General features: G+C 71.1%; 19 protein-coding genes and 1 pseudogene. 12 read left to right on the plus strand and 8 right to left on the minus strand.

Annotated elements, in window-relative coordinates:
* Window positions 1-991 (minus strand): annotated as a pseudogene (locus LE548_RS09375) (PucR family transcriptional regulator); the annotation flags it as partial.
* 102 nt (window positions 992-1,093) lie between these two features.
* Between LE548_RS09375 and LE548_RS09380 the strand changes: the two are divergent.
* From LE548_RS09380 to LE548_RS09390, 3 genes are read left to right on the plus strand one after another with little or no spacing between them, the layout of a single operon-like run.
* Window positions 1,094-1,843, plus strand: coding sequence for a chorismate synthase (locus tag LE548_RS09380; protein WP_225096206.1), 750 nt, complete (start codon window positions 1,094-1,096; stop codon window positions 1,841-1,843).
* Window positions 1,840-2,949 carry an o-succinylbenzoate synthase gene (gene menC, locus LE548_RS09385; RefSeq protein WP_225096207.1) on the plus strand — a complete coding sequence of 370 codons (1,110 nt, stop codon included), beginning with the start codon at window positions 1,840-1,842 and terminating at the stop codon, window positions 2,947-2,949. Before LE548_RS09380 ends, menC begins: the two co-directional genes overlap by 4 nt.
* A 32-nt stretch (window positions 2,950-2,981) precedes the next feature.
* Window positions 2,982-3,773, plus strand: a complete 792-nt coding sequence (locus tag LE548_RS09390) for a S16 family serine protease (protein ID WP_225096208.1) — start codon at window positions 2,982-2,984, stop codon at window positions 3,771-3,773.
* Here the strand turns inward: LE548_RS09390 and LE548_RS09395 are convergent.
* The 3 genes from LE548_RS09395 to LE548_RS09405 all read right to left on the minus strand — a co-directional run bounded on the left by LE548_RS09395 (window position 3,770) and on the right by LE548_RS09405 (window position 5,135).
* Window positions 3,770-3,952 (minus strand): hypothetical protein, encoded by a 183-nt coding sequence (locus LE548_RS09395; RefSeq protein WP_225096209.1) that lies wholly within the window; start codon window positions 3,950-3,952, stop codon window positions 3,770-3,772. The two genes, LE548_RS09390 and LE548_RS09395, sit on opposite strands and share 4 nt — an antisense overlap.
* 10 nt (window positions 3,953-3,962) lie before the next feature.
* Window positions 3,963-4,547: a transcriptional regulator gene (locus tag LE548_RS09400; RefSeq protein ID WP_225096210.1), complete on the minus strand. Its 585-nt coding sequence runs from the start codon at window positions 4,545-4,547 to the stop codon at window positions 3,963-3,965.
* 87 nt (window positions 4,548-4,634) lie between these two features.
* Window positions 4,635-5,135, minus strand: a complete 501-nt coding sequence (locus tag LE548_RS09405) for an Lrp/AsnC family transcriptional regulator (protein ID WP_225096211.1) — start codon at window positions 5,133-5,135, stop codon at window positions 4,635-4,637.
* A 101-nt stretch (window positions 5,136-5,236) separates the two neighbouring features.
* Between LE548_RS09405 and hppD the strand changes: the two genes are divergently transcribed.
* Together hppD and LE548_RS09415 are read left to right on the plus strand one after the other, a co-directional pair.
* Window positions 5,237-6,382, plus strand: coding sequence for a 4-hydroxyphenylpyruvate dioxygenase (gene hppD / locus LE548_RS09410; RefSeq protein ID WP_225096212.1), 1,146 nt, complete (start codon window positions 5,237-5,239; stop codon window positions 6,380-6,382).
* A gap of 102 nt (window positions 6,383-6,484) precedes the next feature.
* Window positions 6,485-7,900, plus strand: coding sequence for an FAD-binding oxidoreductase (locus LE548_RS09415; protein ID WP_374116045.1), 1,416 nt, complete (start codon window positions 6,485-6,487; stop codon window positions 7,898-7,900).
* 48 nt (window positions 7,901-7,948) lie between these two features.
* On the opposite strand, the gene LE548_RS09420 is transcribed toward LE548_RS09415, so the two are convergent.
* A complete protein-coding gene (locus LE548_RS09420) occupies window positions 7,949-8,362 on the minus strand; it encodes an SsgA family sporulation/cell division regulator (RefSeq protein WP_225096214.1) in 414 nt (137 codons plus the stop codon).
* Between the two features lie 233 nt (window positions 8,363-8,595).
* Here LE548_RS09420 and LE548_RS09425 point away from each other — a divergent pair, with 233 nt between their 5' ends.
* The gene (locus LE548_RS09425; protein WP_225096215.1) at window positions 8,596-10,497 is read left to right on the plus strand and encodes an RDD family protein; all 1,902 of its coding nucleotides are present in this window, start codon (window positions 8,596-8,598) and stop codon (window positions 10,495-10,497) included.
* A 71-nt stretch (window positions 10,498-10,568) separates the two neighbouring features.
* A complete protein-coding gene (locus tag LE548_RS09430) occupies window positions 10,569-11,312 on the plus strand; it encodes an RDD family protein (RefSeq protein WP_225096216.1) in 744 nt (247 codons plus the stop codon).
* Between the two features lie 83 nt (window positions 11,313-11,395).
* On the opposite strand, the gene LE548_RS09435 is transcribed toward LE548_RS09430, so the two are convergent.
* A complete protein-coding gene (locus tag LE548_RS09435; RefSeq protein ID WP_225096217.1) occupies window positions 11,396-11,644 on the minus strand; it encodes a hypothetical protein in 249 nt (82 codons plus the stop codon).
* Window positions 11,645-11,946: 302 nt separating this feature from the next.
* Between LE548_RS09435 and LE548_RS09440 the strand changes: the two genes are divergently transcribed.
* Window positions 11,947-14,310, plus strand: a complete 2,364-nt coding sequence (locus LE548_RS09440; RefSeq protein ID WP_225096218.1) for an immune inhibitor A domain-containing protein — start codon at window positions 11,947-11,949, stop codon at window positions 14,308-14,310.
* A gap of 121 nt (window positions 14,311-14,431) precedes the next feature.
* Window positions 14,432-14,758: a hypothetical protein gene (locus LE548_RS09445; RefSeq protein ID WP_225096219.1), complete on the plus strand. Its 327-nt coding sequence runs from the start codon at window positions 14,432-14,434 to the stop codon at window positions 14,756-14,758.
* Between the two features lie 4 nt (window positions 14,759-14,762).
* Here the strand turns inward: LE548_RS09445 and LE548_RS09450 are convergent, their stop codons facing one another.
* Together LE548_RS09450 and LE548_RS09455 are read right to left on the minus strand one after the other, a co-directional pair.
* A complete protein-coding gene (locus tag LE548_RS09450; RefSeq protein WP_225096220.1) occupies window positions 14,763-15,356 on the minus strand; it encodes a nicotinamidase in 594 nt (197 codons plus the stop codon).
* Between the two features lie 79 nt (window positions 15,357-15,435).
* On the minus strand, window positions 15,436-16,782 hold the full coding sequence (locus LE548_RS09455) for a nicotinate phosphoribosyltransferase (RefSeq protein ID WP_225096221.1): 1,347 nt from the start codon (window positions 16,780-16,782) through the stop codon (window positions 15,436-15,438).
* Between the two features lie 65 nt (window positions 16,783-16,847).
* Here LE548_RS09455 and clpS point away from each other — a divergent pair, with 65 nt between their 5' ends.
* The 3 genes from clpS (at window position 16,848) to LE548_RS09470 (ending at window position 19,564) form a co-directional block, all read left to right on the plus strand.
* Window positions 16,848-17,156 (plus strand): ATP-dependent Clp protease adapter ClpS, encoded by a 309-nt coding sequence (gene clpS, locus LE548_RS09460; protein ID WP_225096222.1) that lies wholly within the window; start codon window positions 16,848-16,850, stop codon window positions 17,154-17,156.
* A gap of 29 nt (window positions 17,157-17,185) precedes the next feature.
* Window positions 17,186-17,791 carry a DUF2017 domain-containing protein gene (locus LE548_RS09465; RefSeq protein WP_225096223.1) on the plus strand — a complete coding sequence of 202 codons (606 nt, stop codon included), beginning with the start codon at window positions 17,186-17,188 and terminating at the stop codon, window positions 17,789-17,791.
* Window positions 17,792-18,133: 342 nt separating this feature from the next.
* Complete coding sequence (locus LE548_RS09470; RefSeq protein ID WP_225096224.1) at window positions 18,134-19,564, plus strand: amino acid permease; 1,431 nt, start codon at window positions 18,134-18,136, stop codon at window positions 19,562-19,564.
* Window positions 19,565-19,661: the final 97 nt, after the last annotated feature.

The following is a 19,661-nucleotide window of genomic DNA, read 5'->3' on the forward strand; positions in this document are numbered from 1 at the left end:
CGTAGCGGGCCTCGCACTGCAGCCGTACGACGTCCAGCAGCCGCAGGGCGGTGCGCTCGGCGTCCGGGACGCTCGCGGCCGAGTCCAGCACGAAGGCCGCCACCTGGGCGGGCCCGGCCAGGCCCAGGCGTTCCGCGGCCGTCGGCGGGTCCGCCGCCGTGCCGTCCAGCAGACGGCGCAGCAGCTCGCTGCCCCGGTGCCGGGCCAGTTCCCGGGCGGCGCGCGCCCGCAGCAGGAGCAGGGCCGCGGTGGAGGCGCCCTGGGCAAGGGTGTCCTCGGCGTCCGGGGCGAGCGAGCCGCCGTCGATCACCCACACCGAGCCGAGCGTCTCCCCGCCGGCCCGCACCGGCATCGCGAGCCGGGGCAGGTCCCCGTCCGCGAGCGCGGGCAGGCGCAGCGGGCGGTCGGCGGCGAACAGCCGGCGGTACTGCTCGGTGTTCTCCGCGCTGGCCGGCACCTGCCGGCCGAGGATGCCCTGCCGGCGGTCCTCGTCCACCGGCTGGCCGGGGACGGTGGAGTAGGCCAGGATCCGCTGCCGGGGGTCCTCGATGGCCGTCGCCCCGCCGGTCGCCGTCGCGATCGCGTCGGCCAGCGCGAACAGGTCCCCGAGCCCGGTGTCGGAGGGCACCGCGGCGGGCTGGGCGGCGATGGCCGAGGCCAGCAGCAGATGGACCTGGTGCCAGGCCGCGTCCTCGGCGACCGACAGCAGGGCCACGCCGTGCTCCTCCGCCTCCGCGACCGGGCCGTCCGCGCCGCGCACCACCACCCCGGTCAGCCCGGCCCGGGCCGCCGCCCGCAGCAGCGGCCCGGACTCCGCCGCCGGCACGCCCACCGCGAGCAGCAGCGCGCCGGGCTGCCGGGGGAGCGGGGCCCGGCCGTCGTGGAGCACCGCCTCGGTCACCGGGACGGCCTGCCCGGCGGGGGCCGTGTGCAGGCGCAGGGCGGGGCCGCCGACGACGTCCAGGAGGTCACCGAGGGTGCAGGCGTCCATGAGGGGTTCCCAGCGGGCTGTTGGCGGATGATGAAACGAACGTACGCGCGCGTTGGCCGCTCGCACAACACACGCCGGGCCGGCTTTTCCGAGACTCGTGCCATGACAGCAGGAGTCACCATCCGTACCGTCCAGGACGTCGCCTCCCTCGCGGCCGTGGCCGACTACTTCAGCGACGTCTGGCAGACGCCCCGCACCGCCCCGCCCTACCCGGCCGAGGTCCTGCACAGCCTGGTGCACGCCGGCGGCGCGGTGCACGCCGCGTACGACGGGCAGCGGCTGGCCGGCGCGTCCGTCGCCGTCCTCGGTGCCGACCGCGGCACGTACTCGCTGGTGGCAGCCGCCGACCAGGGGCTCGGGCACGCCGTGAAGCTGGCCCAGCGCGACTGGGCCCTCGGCCTGGGCGCCCGCACCATGCGCTGGACCTTCGATCCGCTGGTCGGCCGCAACGCCCGCTTCAACCTGGTCAAGCTGGGCGCCACCGGCACGGAGTACCTGGTCGACTTCTACGGCCCGATGACCGACGGCGTGAACGACGGCGACGAGAGCGACCGGCTGACGGTGACCTGGGAACTGGGCGCGCCACCGGCGCCGTACGACGGCGCACCCCGGGGACCGGTCGTCGCCACCGCCCCCGACGGCGACCCCCTCGCCCGCCGCGACGAGCGGCACATCTGGTGCCGGGTGCCGGAGGACGTCGTCAAGCTGCGCGCCGCCGACCCGGCGCTGGCGCTGCGCTGGCGGCACGCGGTGCGCGAGGTGCTGCTGACGGCCTTCGCGGAGGGCTTCCGGGCCACCGGGATGTCCCGCGACGGCTGGTACACGCTGGCCCGGGCGGAGGGGGCCGCGTGAAGCTGGAGCGCGTCGAGATCGTGCACGTCGCGATCCCGCTGGTCACCCCCTTCCGTACGTCCTTCGGGACCATGACGACGAAGGACACCTTCCTCCTGCACGTCGTCACCGACTCCGCCGAGGGCTGGTCGGAGTTCGCCGCCGACCCCGAGCCGCTGTACTGCTCGGAGTTCGTCGCCGGTGCCGAGATCGTGCTGCGCGACTTCCTGATCCCGCGCGTCGGGGCGCTCGGGGAGGTCACGGCCGCCGCCGTCGCCCCGGCCGTGGCGAAGATCAAGGGCCACGAGCTGGCGAAGGCGGCCCTGGAGACGGCGCTGCTGGACGCCGAGCTGCGCACGTACGGCATGCCGCTGGCGGTCTATCTGGGCGCGGTACGGGACCGGGTGCCCGCCGGGGTGTCGGTCGGCATCAAGAACTCCGTGCCGGAACTGCTGGACGACGTCGAGCGCTACCTCGCCGAGGGGTACGTCCGTATCAAGCTGAAGATCGAACCCGGCTGGGACGTGGAACCGGTGCGGGCGGTCCGCGACCGCTTCGGCGACGCCCTGCCCCTCCAGGTGGACGCCAACACCGCGTACACCCTGGCGGACGCCGAGCATCTGCGGCGCCTCGACGACTTCGGGCTGCTGCTGATCGAGGAGCCGCTGGAGGAGAACAACCTGCACGCCCACGCCCAGCTGCAGCAGCGCCTGCGCACCCCTGTCTGCCTGGACGAGTCCCTGCACCACGCCTCCGACACCGCCGCCGCCATCGCGATGGACGCCTGCCGGGTGGTGAACGTCAAACCCGCCCGGGTCGGCGGCTATCTGGAGGCCCGCCGGGTCCACGACGTGGCGCACGCGCACGGGGTCCCGGTGTGGTGCGGCGGCATGCTGGAGACGGGCATCGGCCGCGCCCCCAACCTCGCCCTGGCCGCCCTCCCCGGCTGCACGCTGCCCGGGGACACCTCCGCGTCCGCCCGCTACTTCGCCGAGGACATCACCGAGCCGTTCGTCCTTCAGGACGGCCATCTGCCGGTCCCGACCGCCCCCGGTATCGGCATCGAGCCCCTTCCGGAGGCCCTGCGCCGCTTCACCCTGGGGCGACGGGACCTGTACGCGGCCTGAGCCACCACTGCTGGTCACGTTAGATTGATCCCGTGCTCTCACGTCTCACACGTCCCCAGGCCGTCGCCGTCTGCGCGCTGCCCGTCGTGGCCCTGCTCGCCACGGCGGCTCTCGCGCCGCTGCCGTTCTCGGTGGCCCAGCCCGGGATGACGGCGAACGTGCTCGGCGCGAACAAGGGCACCCAGGTGATCTCCGTCTCCGGTGCGCCGGTGCGCAGCACCAGCGGGCAGCTGCGGATGGTCACCATCGAGGCGACCGGTCCGGACGCCCGGGTCTCGCTCACCGACGTGGTCGACAACTGGTTCCGCACCGACCGGGCCGTGATGCCACGCGACGCCGTCTACCCGAGCGGCGACACGGTCAAGGAGATCGAGCAGCACAACGCGGCGCAGATGCAGCAGTCGCAGGACGCGGCGACGCAGGCGGCGCTGAAGTACCTCGGGCTGAGCGCCGGCAAGGTCAAGGTCTCGCTGAAGCTCGCTGACGTGGGCGGGCCGAGCGCGGGTCTGCTGTTCACGCTGGGGATCATCGACAAGCTGGACGGCGACGGCAGCGGCGGCGACCTCACGGGCGGCCGTACGATCGCCGGTACGGGCACGATCGACGCCGTCGGCGCGGTCGGCGCGGTCGGCGGGGTGGCCCTGAAGACACAGGCCGCCCGCCGGGACGGGGCCACCGTCTTCCTGGTGCCGAAGGCCGAGTGCGCCGACGCCAAGGCGGACCTTCCCAAGGGGCTGCGACTGGTTCCGGTCACCACACTCAAGGGGGCCGTGGACTCCCTGACGATGCTGGAGAAGGGGAAGGGCTCGGTCCCGAGCTGCTAGACCAGCGCCGGGGTGGGCCTGGGCGTGGAGGCCAGGCGCAGGCCCACCTCCACGAGGGTCCAGCCGAGCCGGGTGCGCAGTTCGACCGGGGGCTTCACCGCGGCGGCGAGCCGGTGGCGCTCGGCCTGGTCGTGCAGGTCGGCCGCATGGAGCTGGGCGAGCTGGGCGTGCGTGTGCATGTCGTGCCTCTCAATCCGTCTTGATGGGGAAGAGGTGCGTGTGGATGCGTACCTGCTCGGAGTCGGGGGTGTCCGTGCCGGGGTCCCGGTCCCGGTACTCGTCGATCAGGTCGTGCACCCTGCCTTTCAGCTCACGCGCCAGGTCGGGCGTCAGCCGCAGCGTCATGTCGCTCATGTCGGTCGAGCGGGCCCAGGCGTGTGACCACTCGTTCCGGGTGGCCAGCCAGGTCGACAGCTCGCGTGTGTGGGCGTTGGCGACCTCGTGCAGGAACGTGTCCATCGCGCCGCGCACCTCAGGGTCGGCGTCCTGGAACTGGTCGCTGTCGAAGACCAGTCCCTGATCGGCCGCCCGCCACCAGCGCTCCCTGCCCTTGCCGTGCTCCGGCGCGTCCTCGACGAAGCCGTGCGCGGCGAGCTGGCGCAGGTGGTAGCTGGTGGCCCCGCTGGACTCGCCCAGTTTCGCGGCCAGTTGGGACGCGGTGGCCGGACCGCCGCGGCGCAGCGCGTTCAGCAGTTCCATCCGCAGCGGGTGCGCGAGCCCGCGCAGTGAGCGGGCGTCCAGGACGCGTGGTTGAAGTGGCTCGTGCTCCGTCATGCGTACAAAGATAGCTATGCAAAGGGTCCTTTGCAACACTCTCTTTGCATCAACTCTCCTGCGGGCGGTCTCCTGCGGGCAGACCGATCACGTTCCTTCGCTGTCCCGGGCGGCCTGCTCCACCAGCGGGATGATCCGCAGCGGAACGGGGTTCTCCATGACGATCGCCGTGGAGGCCCGGACGATGCCGTCAAAACCGACGACCCGGTCGATCACCCGCTGGAGATCGGCGTTCGAGCGGGCCACCAGCCGGCACAGCATGTCCCCGCTGCCGGTCGTGGTCAGCAGCTCCAGCACCTCCGGCACGCCTGCCAAGTGGGCCCGGACATCGGGGCCCTGGCCCTGCCGGATCTGCAGCGTGGCGAAGGCCGTCACCGGATATCCGAGGGCAGCCGGATCCACCTGCGGACCGAATCCGCGGATGACTCCGTTCGACTGAAGCCGGTCCAGCCGCGCCTGCACGGTCCCGCGCGCCACCCCGAGCCGCCGGGACATCTCCAGCACCCCGATGCGCGGTTCCCGGGCGAGGAGCGCGATGATCCGCCCGTCCAGATGATCGATCGCCACGGCCCCTCCAGGGGTGGTCATCCTGTACAGAAAGTCCGCTGAAACCGCCGTACCGCTGAACAGATTGCCCAGCGAATACGGAAACTATTGCGCACCTTGCAGGGCTGGGCCACCCTTCGGCTATGACGCAGACCACACATCACACTCCCGACACCGCCCGGCAGGCCGACCCCTTCCCGGTCAAGGGAATGGACGCGGTCGTCTTCGCCGTGGGCAACGCCAAGCAGGCGGCGCACTACTACTCCACCGCCTTCGGCATGCAGCTGGTCGCCTACTCCGGACCGGAGAACGGCAGCCGCGAGACCGCCAGTTACGTGCTGGAGAACGGATCCGCCCGCTTCGTGTTCACCTCGGTGATCAAGGCGAGCACCGACTGGGGCCGCTTCCTCGCCCGGCACGTGGCCGAGCACGGCGACGGCGTCATCGACCTGGCCATCGAGGTCCCGGACGCCCGCGCCGCGTACGCCTACGCGATCGAGCACGGCGCGCGGAGCGTCGCCGAGCCGTACGAGGTGAAGGACGAGCACGGCACCGTCGTCCTCGCCGCGATCGCCACCTACGGCGAGACCCGCCACACCCTGGTCGACCGCTCCGGCTACGACGGCCCCTACCTGCCCGGTTACCTGGCGGCCGAGCCGATGGTCGAGCCCCCGGCCCAGCGCACCTTCCAGGCCATCGACCACTGCGTCGGCAACGTCGAACTCGGCCGGATGAACGAGTGGGTGGCCTTCTACAACAAGGTCATGGGCTTCACGAACATGAAGGAGTTCGTGGGCGACGACATCGCCACCGAGTACAGCGCGCTGATGTCGAAGGTCGTCGCGGACGGCACCCTGAAGGTGAAGTTCCCGATCAACGAGCCCGCGATCGCCAAGAAGAAGTCCCAGATCGACGAGTACCTGGAGTTCTACGGCGGCGCCGGTGTCCAGCACATCGCGCTGAACACGGGCGACATCGTGCAGACGGTCCGCACCATGCGCGCGGCCGGCGTCGAGTTCCTCGACACCCCCGACTCCTACTACGACACCCTCGGCGAGTGGGTCGGCGACACCCGCGTGCCGATCGAGACCCTGCGCGAGCTGAAGATCCTCGCCGACCGCGACGAGGACGGCTACCTGCTGCAGATCTTCACCAAGCCGGTCCAGGACCGTCCGACGGTGTTCTTCGAGATCATCGAGCGGCACGGCTCGATGGGCTTCGGCAAGGGCAATTTCAAGGCCCTGTTCGAGGCCATCGAGCGCGAGCAGGCCAAGCGGGGCAACCTGTAGGTCCGCGAGAGCTCAGCCGGGCGGCGGCTCGTCGGGTACGCCGCCCGGCGCCCGCAGGGTGGGGTGCTCGGGGTTCACACGGGTGGCCGTGAGTGTCACGCTGTGATCATGAGCCGTATCGAAGCGCCCCGCTCCGAAAGCACCGAAGAGACGAGCAGTCTCACCGACCGGCTCCTGGCCGGCCTGCCCGCCGAGGCCGTCCTGACCGACCCCGACGTCACCGCGTCCTACGCCAACGACATGGCGAGCTTCTGCCCGGCCGGCGCCCCCGCCGTCGTCGTGCTGCCGCGCACGGTCGAGCAGGTCCAGCACGTCATGCGCACCGCGACCGAACTGCGCGTCCCGGTCGTCCCGCAGGGCGCCCGCTCCGGCCTGTCCGGCGCCGCCAACGCCACCGACGGCTGCGTCGTGCTCTCCCTGACCAAGATGGACCGCATCCTGGAGATCAGCCCCGTCGACCGGATCGCCGTGGTCGAACCGGGCGTGATCAACGCGACCCTGTCCCGCGCGGTCGAGGAACGCGGCCTGTACTACCCGCCGGACCCGTCCAGCTGGGAGATGTGCACCATCGGCGGCAACATCGGCACCGGGTCCGGCGGCCTGTGCTGCGTGAAGTACGGGGTCACGGCCGAGTACGTGCTCGGCCTGGACGTGGTGCTGGCCGACGGCCGCCTGATGTCCACCGGCCGCCGTACGGCGAAGGGGGTCGCGGGCTACGACCTCACCCGGCTCTTCGTCGGCTCCGAGGGCTCCCTCGGCATCGTCGTACGGGCCGTCCTCGCCCTGAAGCCCAAGCCGCCGCAGCAGCTGGTGCTGGCCGCCGAGTTCCCCTCCGCGGCGGCCGCCTGCGAGGCCGTCTGCCGGATCATGGAGGGCGGGCACGTCCCGTCCCTCCTCGAACTGATGGACCGGACGACCGTCAAGGCCGTCAACGATCTCGCCCACATGGGCCTGCCGGAGACCACCGAGGCGCTGCTGCTGGCCGCCTTCGACACCCCGGACCCCGCCGCCGACCTCGCCGCCGTCGGCGCGCTGTGCGAGGCCGCCGGCGCCACCCAGGTCGTCCCGGCGGAAGACGCGGCCGAGTCCGAGATGCTGCTGAAGGCCCGGCGGCTCTCGCTGACCGCGCTGGAGGCGGTCAAGGGCACGACCATGATCGACGACGTGTGCGTGCCCCGCTCCAGGCTCGGCGCGATGCTGGAGGGCGTCGAGCGCATCGCCGCCACGTACGACCTGACCATCGGCGTCTGCGCCCACGCCGGCGACGGCAACACGCACCCCACGGTCTGCTTCGACGCGCAGGACGCGGACGAGTCCCGGCGGGCCCGTGAGTCCTTCGACGAGATCATGGCCCTCGGTCTTGAGCTGGGCGGCACCATCACCGGCGAACACGGCGTCGGCGTACTGAAGAAGGAGTGGCTGGCCCGGGAGATCGGCCCGGTCGGGGTGGAGATGCAGCGCGCGGTGAAGCAGGCCTTCGACCCGCTGGGCATCCTCAACCCGGGCAAGCTGTTCTGACCCCTTTGCCTCCTTTGTGTGACGGCTCACTGAGCTGTGCGTGACGGCTCACTGAGCGAGCAACTGGTCGAGGGCGTCGTCGATGCCCAGCTGCGCGCCCTCCGTGCCCGGCGGCACCGCCATCAGCGTCCGCTCCAGCCAGGCCGACACCTGCGGGACGGGCGCCTCCAGCAGCGCGTCGCCGTCCGGCGAGCTGAGCGCGATCAGTACGACGCTGCGCCCGTCGGCCTTCGTCGGCCACACCCGCACGTCCCCCTGCCCGCACGGCCGGAACACGCCCTCCACCAGCAGGTCACGGGCGAACGTCCAGTTGACGGGGGAGTCCGAGTTGATGTGGAAGGCGATGTGGACGGCGTAGGGGTCGTCGCAGCGGTAGCCGAGCCGGGCCGGGACCGGGATGCTGCGCTCGGGCGACAGGATGAGCCTCAGCTCCAGCTCCCGCTCCACCACGGTGTGATGCATGGCGTTGCCTTTCTCTCTCCGGGGCCGCTCGGAACGGGCCCGCACCAGGGGAGAGAGGGCAGGTGCCGGGCCATTACGCGGGTTCTGGGAAATTTTTTTCGGGGACCTGTGAGAGCCGGGCACGGCGTTGCCCGGAAAGAGGTCGGTCCGGCAGGACTGGCGCTGAGTGCTGCCCGGGTCTGATAGATGTGGAGGCCCCCATCCCACCCCCGAGCAGATACGGGACGACGGACATGAGCGCCCCAACCCCGGCCCCAGGTGACGACAGGCCCCGCGAGGGCTACTACCCGGACCCGTCCATCCCCGGCTACGTCCGGTACTGGAACGGCGCCTCCTGGGTGCCCGGCACCAGCCGCCCGGCGCCGAAGGACGGCGAACCGCTCGTCCCGCCCCCCGGCATCCGCCCGGCGGCCCCGGCGACTCCGGCGCCCTCGGCGGTGGAGGAGACGGGCCCCCACTTCTTCGACGAGGACCCCCAGCCGTCGCCCTCCGGGCAGGAGGCGGGGGTCGCCTGGCCTGCCGACGGCCAGAGCACCGGCCAGCCGGGCGCCTGGGCTGCCGATGGGCAGGGTGCGGGTCAGTCGGGTGGCTGGTCCGCCGATGGGCAGGGCGGAGGCCAGCCGGGTGGCTGGTCCGCCGACGGCCAGGCAGGGCAGTCGGGTGCCGGTGCCGGTGGACCGCAGGGGCAGGGCGGGTCGGGTGGCCGGCACGCCGGGCAGGCGGGCGCCGGTGGTGACGGGCGGGCCCCCTGGGCCGACGACCCGAGGGTCCCGGCGGCGGGACCGGCTCAGCGGAGCGGCCGTGCCGAGACTCCGCCGGCGGAGGGCGACGCCCCGGACAACGGCGGCACATTCATCTTCCGCCGCCCGGTCCCGGGCCCCGCGGCCGTCACGGACGACGGCACGATGACATTCCGCCCGGTACCGGGCCAGGCCCGCCCGTCCGCCTCCGGCGCGCAAGCAGGTCCGGGTTCCGGCTCCGGCCCGCAGGCCTCTGGTGCGGGGGCGGATGCGACCAGCCGGCCGGATACGGGCTTCGGTCCCGGCGCGGCCGGCCAGGGTGCCGGCGCGGCGGGTTCCGGCGGCGCGTCCGGGGGCTTCCCCTCGCAGGCCTCTGGCGCCGGTGCCGGTGGGGCCGGTCAGGGTGCTGCGGGTGGTTTCGGGCCGCAGGGGGCCGGGGCCGGGGCGGGTGCGGCCGGTGGCGGCGGTGGCTTCGGGCCGCAGGCCTCTGGCGCCGGTGCCGGTGGGGCCGGTCAGGGTGCTGGGGGTGGCTTTGGGCCGCAGGGGCCCGTCGGGGCGCCGCATCCGCAGGCCGGCGGTGCTTCTTCCGTTCCCTCGCCCGCCGCGGGCCCCGGTTTCGGTGCCGGTAAGGCCGCGGCCGAGCGTGCCGCGGCTGGGCAGGCGGGACCGGCGCCCTCCGCGCCCTTCGGTGCCCAGTCCGCTCAGCCCGCCCCGTCCGCGCCCTCAGCCGTGGCGCCCTCCGTGCCCGCGCAGGCCGGTGCCCCGGCCGCCCCGGTGACCAGTGGCCCCGGCGGTGGCCAGGCGTCCTGGGCGCAGCAGGTGCACCAGTTGGCCGGTGGCGACGAGCAGCCCGTGGCGCCGTGGAAGCCGCCGGTGGAGGACGTCTTCCAGGCCGCCGCCCGCCGCCAGGCCGCCGCCCGGCCGGCCGGACTCGGCAAGCGGCTCGCGGCCCGGCTGATCGACACCCTGATCGTGGGCCTCGTGACGGCCGGCATCGCCGCGCCGCTCGGTCTGCGGGCCGCCGACCATATCCGGGAGAAGATCGACGCGGCCAAGCTGTCCGGCCGCGAGGTCACCGTCTGGCTGCTCGACGGCACGACCGCCACCAGCCTCGGCATCGTCCTCGCCGTCCTCCTCCTCGTCGGCGTCGGTTACGAGGTGCTGCCGACCGCCAAGTGGGGCCGCACCCTGGGCAAGCGGCTGTTCGGCCTGGAGGTGCGGGACATCGAGGCGCACGAGCCCCCGACCTTCGGCCCGGCGCTGCGCCGCTGGCTGGTCTACAGCATCCCCGGCCTGCTCGGGATCGGGATCGTGGGCGTGCTGTGGTGCCTGTTCGACCGGCCCTGGCACCAGTGCTGGCACGACAAGGCGGCCCACACCTTCGTCGCCGGCTGACGAAGTACGGGGCTACTCCGTACGGCCGCGCGCCGGGTGCGGAGCCGGGGCGTTCGCGATCCACTCGGGCCATGAGCAGCGAACCGCCCCCCGGCTCCGGAGAGCAGCCCCCCGAGGACGACCCGTTCAGGAAGCGGCCCCCGTCCGAGCAGGGGCAGGGCAGCTCGGGCACGCCGTACGACACCCCGCAGGGCGGCGCCCAGCCCCCGCCGCCCGGCGGTGAGCAGCCGCCCCAGCAGCCACCCCCGTGGGGCGGGGGCCAGCAGCCACCCCCTTACGGCGGCCAGCAGCCCCCGTCCTACGGCGGCGGCCCGTACGGCGGTGGCCCCTACGGCGCCGGCGGCTACCCCGCCGACCCGCTGGCCGGCATGCCCCCGCTGGCCGACAGTGCCAGGCGCACCCTCGCGCGGATCATCGACATGATCCTCGTCGGCATCGTCGTCTGGCTGCTCACCTGGGCGTTCGGGGTGCGCGAGTACAACGTCAACGGCGACCACGTCGAGGTCGGCAAGTCCGCGGGCCAGTCCATCATCGCGGCCGTGCTCTACATCGCGTACGACACCTTCATGATGAGCAAGTACGGCCAGACCCTCGGCAAGAAGTGGTTCAACATGCGGGTGGCGAACCTGGACAACGGCGCCACCCCCTCCGTACAGACCCTGCTGGTCCGCTCCCTGGTGCTGTGGGTGCCGTTCGCCTTCTGCTGCGCCTGCATCTGGACGGCGATCTGCGGCGGCTGGAGCTACTTCGACAAGCCGTACAAGCAGGGCCTGCACGACAAGGCGGCCAAGACGGTGGTGGTCAGCACGGGCTGAGCGCCGTACAGCGGGCGCCGTACACACGTGAGCGGCGGGTCTGTGCCGGAGGGGCACGGGTCCGCCGCTTGCGTGTGCACCGCTCAGAGGGAGACCGGCTCCTCCTGCGGTGCGGGCTCGACGGGCGTGCCGGGCTCGGCCGGTGCCACGGCCGCGCGGGCCTTCGGCAGCGGCACCGTCATCGCGACGAGCAGCCCCAGAGCCAGGGCGGCGAGGGCGATGACGGTGATCCCGAGGCCCGAACTCGTCTGGGACAGCAGCAGCATGGCGAGCGTCGAGAAGATCACGGTGCAGGAACCGTAGGCGAGCTGTGCGGCAGTCGGACGAGGCATGGCAATCGTGTCCTCGGAAGGCTTCGGGGGTCGTCGGTGGGTCGGGGGGTGCCGTTCGACTCTCTTCGCGTGCATGCCCGAGCCGGACGGTTGGTAAGCGTGACCTAACCCACGCTACCGGTGCACGGGGGGCGCACAGGGTCATGGGGTGGTGGCATAGACCGCTCGCAGATTCGTAAAGCGAACGTCAGCTCGGCATAGTGCACTTGACTTGAGCAAGTCAAGATCTGTCTTTTCTTCTAAACCTCTAGTCAAATGACGTCACTTGACATGCGTCGAACAGACGCAGGGGAGGAACTCAAGTGACCAGCAGATCCTGGACGTTCAGAGCGGCCGCGATCGGCGTGACTCTCGCGGCGGCGTCCGCCACGTTCGCCACCTTCGCCGCCGCGGAGGCAGCCACCCAGCCGGCCCGCTCCGCCGCCGCCCACCGGCACGACCCGGCCCCGGTGAAGCAGGAGGCGCACGACCTCGACGGCCCGCTCAGCAAGACCCGGCGAGCCCAGCGCCAGGAGGCCCTGAACCAGCTCATAGCGGGCAAGGCCAAGGCGCAGGACCGTAACGGCTCCAAGGTCGTCCAGCTCAAGAGCAAGAAGGGCGACTCCAAGTACGTCGAGCTGAGCCGCGAGAAGACCGACAAGATCTTCACCATCCTGGTGGAGTTCGGGGACCAGACCGACCCCAAGTCCGGCGGCACGCCCGGCCCGCTGCACAACCAGATCGCCGCGCCGGACCGCACCAAGGACAACTCCACGGCCTGGCAGCAGGACTACGACCAGAAGCACTTCCAGAACCTCTACTTCGGCACCGGCAAGACCACCGAGTCGCTGAAGAAGTACTACGAGAAGCAGTCCTCGGGCCGCTACTCGGTCGACGGCGAGGTCTCCGACTGGGTCAAGGTCCCCTACAACGAGGCCCGTTACGGCAACAACGCCTGCGGTTCCCACACCTGCTCCAGCGTGTGGAACATCGTCCGCGACGGCCTGAACGCCTGGGTCGCGCACGCGAAGGCGGCCGGCAAGAGCGACGCCGACATCAAGAAGGACCTCGCCCAGTACGACCAGTGGGACCGCTACGACTACGACGGCGACGGCAACTTCAACGAGCCCGACGGCTACGTCGACCACTTCCAGATCGTGCACGCCGGTGAGGACGAGTCCGCGGGCGGCGGCGCCCAGGGCGAGGACGCGATCTGGGCCCACCGCTGGTACGCCTTCGGCACCGACGCGGGCGCGACCGGCCCGGCCGGCAACAAGCTCGGCGGCGCCCCGGTCGGCGACACCGGCATCTGGGTCGGCGACTACACCATCCAGCCGGAGAACGGCGGCCTCGGCGTCTTCGCCCACGAGTACGGCCACGACCTCGGCCTGCCGGACGAGTACGACACCGACGGCGGCGACAACTCCACCGGCTTCTGGACCCTCATGTCCTCCGGCTCCTGGCTCGGCACCGGCAAGGAGGCCATCGGCGACCTGCCCGGCGACCTCAACGCCTGGGACAAGCTCCAGCTGGGTTGGCTGAACTACGACACCGCCAAGGCGGGCGTCTCCTCCTGGCACAAGCTGGGCCTCGCCGAGTACAACACCAAGTACCGCCAGGCACTGGTCGTCTCGCTGCCCGACAAGGCCGTCACGACCGAGATCGTCACCCCGGCCCAGGGGACCGCCCAGTGGTGGAGCGGCAGCGGTGACAACCTCAAGAACACGCTGACCCGTTCCGTCGACCTGACCGGCAGGACCTCGGCCGCGCTCACCCTCGACGGCTGGTACGACATCGAGAACGGCTACGACTACCTCTACACCGAGGTGTCGACCGACGGCGGCGCCAACTGGACGGCCCTGGACGGCACGGTGGACGGCAAGGCCATCCCGCGCGACGGCTCCGGCAAGCCCGCCCTGACCGGCACGGCCGACGGCTACAGGAAGCTGTCGTACTCGCTCGACGCCTACGCGGGCAAGAAGATCGACCTCCGCTTCCGCTACCAGACCGACGGCGGGGTCGCCCAGAAGGGCTTCGCGGCGGACGAGATCACGGTGACGGGGGACGGTACGGCGCTGTTCTCCGACAACGCCGAGTCGGCGGACGCCGGTTGGACGGCCGCGGGCTTCTCCCGCATCGGCGCGTCCTTCACCAAGGACTACAAGCAGTACTACCTCGCCGAGAACCGCCAGTACGTCTCGTACGACAAGACCCTCAAGGTCGGCCCGTACAACTTCGGTTACCTGAAGACCGAGCGGCCCGACTGGGTGGAGCACTACCCGTACCAGAACGGTCTGCTGATCTGGAAGTGGGACACCTCCCAGGCGGACAACAACACCAACGCGAACGCCCACCCGGGCACGGGTCTGATCCTGCCGGTCGACGCCCACCCGAAGGCGCTGCGCTGGTCCGACGGCACGCTGATGCGCAACCGGATGCAGGCCTACGACTCCCCGTTCACGCTGGAGCCGACGGACGCGATCACGCTGCACCAGTCGGGTGTCGCGACCAAGATCAAGTCGCAGAAGGGGGTGCCGGTCTTCGACGACCACGCCGGCGCCTACTACGACCCGGCGAACCCGACCGGCGGGGTGAAGGTCACTGACACCAACACCAAGATCGAGATCGTCAGGCAGGCCACGGACGGCTCGACGGTCGAGCTGGAAGTCGGCCCCGCGGTGAAGTAGCCAGCATTTGTGCAGGTCAGAAGCGTATCGGCGGCAAACCCTTGGCGGGTTGCCGCCGATCGTGTTTAGGTGCGTCCTGTGGACCGCTTATTGACACCGAACGGAACGGGGATGTGACCGCATGGCCGCTGGAGGCTTCTGCAAGCTGCCGAACGGCAGGGTCGTGGTGGCGCTGAACCTGCCCTACGACTCCGCCGGGGTGCGGGTGCTCGTGCACGCCCAGAACCGCGCCCGCGCCCTGACCAGGCTGCGCAACCTGGGGCTCCGCGCGATCTACCTCCGGGGCAACGCGGCCCCGCCGACCCCGGACGAGATCACGGCAGTACTGCACCACCCGGACGGCCTGATATGGCGCACGGCACCGGCCGACAACGGTGTCATGGTCAACGAGCTGTGGCATCCGATCCGGGCGCTGCTGCGAAGACCTCCGGTGGTGCACCAGGGATGACGCCCTAGCCGCTCACCACCGGCTTACCGGTCAGCTCCACTCCCGCCTCCCGCAGCTCCTCCAGTGCCCGCTCCGTCGTCTCCGCCGCCACCCCCGTCGTGAGGTCCAGCAGGACCTGCGTGCGGAAGCCCTCGCGGACGGCGTCCAGGGCGGTGGCGCGTACGCAGTGGTCGGTGGCTATGCCGACCACGTCGACCTCGTCGATGCGGCGGTCGTGGAGCCAGTCGGCCAGGGAGACGTCGTTCTCGTCCTTGCCCTCGAAGCCGCTGTAGGCCGCCGAGTAGGCACCCTTGTCGAAGACCGCGTCGATCGCGCCGGAGGCGACGGCCGGGGCGAAGTTGGGGTGGAAGCCGACGCCCTCCGTGCCCGCGACACAGTGCGCGGGCCAGGAGCGGACGTAGTCGGGGTCGTCGGCGAAGTGGCCGCCGGGGGCGATGTGGCAGTCGCGGGTGGCGACCACGTGCCGGTATCCGGTGCCGGCCGCCTGGCCGATCAGTTCCGTGATGGCGGCGGCGACGTCGGCGCCGCCGGACACCGCGAGGCTGCCCCCTTCGCAGAAGTCGTTCTGCACATCCACGACGATCAAGGCGCGACGCATGATGGTGTCCTTCGACTATCGGCTAATCAACTGAGCCTAGTGACTTCCGAGCCCGTGCGGGAGAGGCGGACGACAGGGCCTAGCTACCCGAGGGCCCGGTGACGTACTCCGTCGGAAGCACGGGTTCCCCGCGGGACAGCTGAGTCGCGGACAGGGGGAGGTTCGCGCGGGCGGCGATGTGCCGGTCCCGGGGCACGTCCAGCGGCTCCCGGGCGACCACGTCCCCGCCCTTGATCAGCTCGACCAGCAGCTGCCGGTCCGCCAGCTCCGTCGGGACCGGCCCGGTGCCGACGACCTCGGCCTCGGCGACCCCGTCCTCGTCCAGCCGGCGCGCCGCCCACTTGCGGCCCCCGACGGAGGCCTTGCCCCCGCTGGACTTCTTCGCGACCGGCACCAGCGGCGCCTTCGGGTCGCCGGACTCGGCGCGGGCGACCAGCTTGTAGACCATGGAGCAGGTCGGGTGCCCGGAGCCGGTGACCAGCTGGGTGCCGACACCGTAGGCGTCCACGGGGGCGGCGGCCAGGGAGGCGATCGCGTACTCGTCGAGGTCGGAGGTGACCACGATCTTGGTGTTGGCCGCGCCGAGCTCGTCCAGCTGCTGGCGCACCCGGTGCGCGACGAGCAGCAGGTCGCCGGAGTCGATGCGGACCGCGCCCAGCTCGGGGCCGGCCACCTCCACCGCCGTACGGACGGCCTCGGCGACGTCGTAGGTGTCCACGAGCAGCGTGGTGCCCCGGCCGAGGGTCTCGACCTGGGCGCGGAAGGCGTCCCGTTCGTGGTCGTGCAGCAGCGTGAAGGCGTGGGCCGAGGTGCCGACCGTCGGGATGCCGTAGCGGAAGCCCGCCGCCAGGTCGGAGGTGGTCGCGAAGCCGCCGACGTACGCCGCGCGGGCCGCGGCCACCGCCGCCAGTTCGTGGGTGCGGCGGGCGCCCATCTCGATCAGCGGGCGCTCACCGGCGGCTGAGGCCATCCGGGAGGCGGCCGCGGCGATCGCGGAGTCGTGGTTGAGGATGGAGAGGATCACCGTCTCCAGCAGCACGCACTCGGCGAAGGTGCCTTCGACGCGTATGACCGGCGAGCCGGGGAAGTAGACCTCGCCCTCGGGGTAGCCCCAGACATCCCCGCTGAAGCGGTAGTCGGCGAGCCAGGCCAGGGTCTCCTCGTCGACGATGTTCCGCTCGCGCAGGAAGGCGAGGACGTCCGCGTCGAAGCGGAAGTTCTCCACCGCGTCCAGGACCCGTCCGGTGCCCGCCACCACGCCGTAGCGGCGCCCTTCCGGCAGCCGCCGGGTGAAGACCTCGAACACGCTCCGCCGTTCGGCCGTACCGGCCTTCAGTGCCGCCTGGAGCATGGTCAGCTCGTACTGGTCCGTGAAGAGCGCCGTCGAGGGAACATCCACCGGCAGCCCAAGGTCCGCTGTGTTCATGGCGAGGATGCTACACCCCTTCGCGTCAGTGTGACGATTTGTGGGGCGCGTGGCAGCATGGCCATGTGACGTCACCCGCGCCCGTAGAGATCGAACGCACCGAGTCGGCGGAGGAGGTCTTCGCCGTACCCGAACCCGACGTCCCCTGGGTCACCATCGTGCACAACGACCCGGTCAACCTCATGAGCTATGTGACGTACGTCTTCCAGTCGTACTTCGGCTACACGAAGGACAAGGCCACCAAGCTCATGCTCGACGTCCACCACAAGGGCCGGGCGGTCGTCTCCAGCGGCACCCGCGAGGAGATGGAGCGTGACGTGCAGGCGATGCACGGCTACGGCCTGTGGGCGACCCTCCAGCAGGACCGCAAGTAGCCAGCCGACCGCCACGCAGCGAAAAGACCATGCCCGGAACCTTCGAACCGCTTCCCGGCGGCGGCGCGGCCGTCGCGCTCGACGATGTCGAGATCTCCATCATCCGGTCGCTGGCCGTCCAGCTCCTGGAGCTCATCGGGCCCGGACCCGGCGCGGACGCCCCCGGGGACCCGCTCGCCGAGCTGTTCGCCGAGGGCCCGAGCGAGCCGCCTGCCGACCCGGTGCTCAGAAGGCTCTTCCCGGACGCCTACAGCGACCCGGAGAAGGCCCCTGACTCGCCCGCCGACGCCGAGGAGCGCCGGGCCCACTCCGCCGAGTTCCGCCGCTACACCGAGAACGACCTCAGGGCCGGCAAGCGGGAGAACGCGCTCGCCGTGATCCGCACCCTCGACGCGCTCGCCCCGGTGGACGAGGGCGCGGCGGTGCTGAAGCTGGTGCCGGAGGAGTCCAGGCGGTGGCTCGGCGCCCTGAACGACCTGCGGCTCGCGATCGGCGCCCGGCTGGAGATCACCGACGAGGACGACACCGATCTGCTCTACCGGCTCCCGGACGAGGATCCGCGCAAGCCGATGGTGATGGCCTATCTGTGGCTGGGCGGGCTCCAGGAGACCCTGGTGACCACCCTTATGCCCTGATTCGGGTAGACGAGTGTTCGCTCAGCGGACGCTCAAATCCGGATAACGATCCCGTCACCATTACGGCCGGTTCTGCCGCATTCGGTCGTTCTTTGTCCCCTTTTTCCTGTGCGATGCGCCACAACGCGCTCCTGTGGTCAGTGTTGCGGCCGTGATAAATCTTCACGACCGCCTGGCTGAGACCACCCATGTCCGGCCGGGTGCGCCACCGAGCCGACGACCGTCGGCCAGGCACGAGCGGACCCGAAGAGCCCGCTCAGCTCCATCAATCCGGGGGGATCGAAAACCCGGTCCGAGGCCGAGACAAGGCCCGGGTCGGCATGGAGAAAGGCGCACCAACACATGACCTCAGCGCAGGTCGACCAGCATCGCGACGGCAACGAGGCCGTGGGCGACGGCGAGGGTGGCGAGGGGTATCAGCGCGGGCTCGGTGCCCGCCAGATCCAGATGATCGCCATCGGCGGTGCCATCGGCACCGGCCTCTTCCTCGGCGCGGGCAAGGGCATTTCCAAGGCCGGCCCCAGCCTGATCCTGGCCTACGCGGTGGCGGGTCTCGTCATCTTCCTGATCATGCGGGCGCTCGGCGAGCTGCTGATGTACCGCCCGGTGTCGGGTTCGTTCTCGGAGTACGCGCGCGAGTTCATCGGTCCCTTCGCGGGCTTCGTCACCGGCTGGACGTACTGGCTGTTCTGGGTGGTCACCGGCATCACCGAGGTCACGGCCGCGGCCGCCTACATGACGTACTGGTTCGACATCCCGCAGTGGGTCTCGGCACTGATCTTCACGATCGTGCTCTACGCTGCCAACCTGATCTCCGTGAAGCTCTTCGGCGAGCTGGAGTTCTGGTTCTCCATGGTCAAGGTCACCGCGATCATCGGCATGATCCTGATCTGCGCCGGCATCCTCACCGTCGGCTTCTCCGACGCGGGCAAGACGGCCTCCGTGAGCCACCTGTGGAGCGACGGCGGCTTCTTCCCGCACGGCGTCGGCAACACCCTGATGACCTTGCAGATGGTCATGTTCGCCTTCCTCGCCGTCGAGCTGGTCGGCGTGACCGCCGGCGAGTCCAAGGACCCGAAGAAGGTCCTGCCGAAGGCGATCAACACCGTGCCGTGGCGCATCGCCGTCTTCTACGTCGGCGCGCTGATCATGATCCTGTCGGTCGTCCCGTGGACCGAGTTCCACCCGGGCGTGAGCCCCTTCGTGGCCGCCTTCCAGAAGATGGGCCTGTCCGTCGGCGCCGGCATCGTGAACTTCGTCGTCCTCACGGCCGCGCTGTCCTCCTGCAACTCCGGCATGTACTCCACCGGCCGCATGCTGCGCGACCTGGCCCTCAACAGCCAGGGCCCGAAGGTCTTCACCAAGCTGACGCCGAGCGGCACCCCGCTCGTCGGCACGACGTTCTCCGCCGCGCTGATGCTCGTCGGCGTCTGGATCAACTACCAGTGGCCGGGCAAGGCGTTCGACTACGTCGTCTCCTTCGCGACCATCTCCGGCATGTGGGCCTGGATCGTCATCCTGGTCTGCCAGATCCGCTACCGGATGAAGGCCGACCGGGGCGAGCTGCCGCAGAGCGAGTTCCGTGCGCCGGGCGCCCCGTACACGAGCATCTTCGCGCTGGCGTTCATCTTCATGGTGATCGTGCTCATGGGCATCGACAAGGACGCCCGGGTGTCGCTTTACTGTGCTCCGCTGTGGGCCGCGATCCTCGGTGTCTCCTACTGGGCGCTCAAGCGCCGCAATCCGGACGCCGCGGCCTTCGCCAGGCGCTGACCACCGGAAGGGACGTCCGGCCGGCGGGAGCTCTCGTGGAGCCCTCGCCGGCAGCCGCTCAGGGCGTCCAGCATGTGGGCCGTCCCGTACCAAGCCT

The organism is Streptomyces sp. CoH27, assembly GCF_020181035.1.
GTDB lineage: Bacteria > Actinomycetota > Actinomycetes > Streptomycetales > Streptomycetaceae > Streptomyces > Streptomyces camelliae.

Bases quoted from the DNA above. Each gene is read 5' to 3' on its own strand.
- LE548_RS09435 (WP_225096217.1), bottom strand. From the start codon at position 11,644: ATGCCTCGTCCGACTGCCGCACAGCTCGCCTACGGTTCCTGCACCGTG.
- LE548_RS09465 (WP_225096223.1), top strand. From the start codon at position 17,186: ATGCCCGGAACCTTCGAACCGCTTCCCGGCGGCGGCGCGGCCGTCGCG.
- hppD (WP_225096212.1), top strand. From the start codon at position 5,237: ATGACGCAGACCACACATCACACTCCCGACACCGCCCGGCAGGCCGAC.
- LE548_RS09380 (WP_225096206.1), top strand. From the start codon at position 1,094: ATGACAGCAGGAGTCACCATCCGTACCGTCCAGGACGTCGCCTCCCTC.
- LE548_RS09420 (WP_225096214.1), bottom strand. From the start codon at position 8,362: ATGCATCACACCGTGGTGGAGCGGGAGCTGGAGCTGAGGCTCATCCTG.
- LE548_RS09425 (WP_225096215.1), top strand. From the start codon at position 8,596: ATGAGCGCCCCAACCCCGGCCCCAGGTGACGACAGGCCCCGCGAGGGC.
- LE548_RS09430 (WP_225096216.1), top strand. From the start codon at position 10,569: ATGAGCAGCGAACCGCCCCCCGGCTCCGGAGAGCAGCCCCCCGAGGAC.
- LE548_RS09405 (WP_225096211.1), bottom strand. From the start codon at position 5,135: ATGACCACCCCTGGAGGGGCCGTGGCGATCGATCATCTGGACGGGCGG.
- LE548_RS09470 (WP_225096224.1), top strand. From the start codon at position 18,134: ATGACCTCAGCGCAGGTCGACCAGCATCGCGACGGCAACGAGGCCGTG.
- LE548_RS09400 (WP_225096210.1), bottom strand. From the start codon at position 4,547: ATGACGGAGCACGAGCCACTTCAACCACGCGTCCTGGACGCCCGCTCA.
- LE548_RS09455 (WP_225096221.1), bottom strand. From the start codon at position 16,782: ATGAACACAGCGGACCTTGGGCTGCCGGTGGATGTTCCCTCGACGGCG.
- LE548_RS09450 (WP_225096220.1), bottom strand. From the start codon at position 15,356: ATGCGTCGCGCCTTGATCGTCGTGGATGTGCAGAACGACTTCTGCGAA.
- LE548_RS09445 (WP_225096219.1), top strand. From the start codon at position 14,432: ATGGCCGCTGGAGGCTTCTGCAAGCTGCCGAACGGCAGGGTCGTGGTG.
- LE548_RS09395 (WP_225096209.1), bottom strand. From the start codon at position 3,952: ATGCACACGCACGCCCAGCTCGCCCAGCTCCATGCGGCCGACCTGCAC.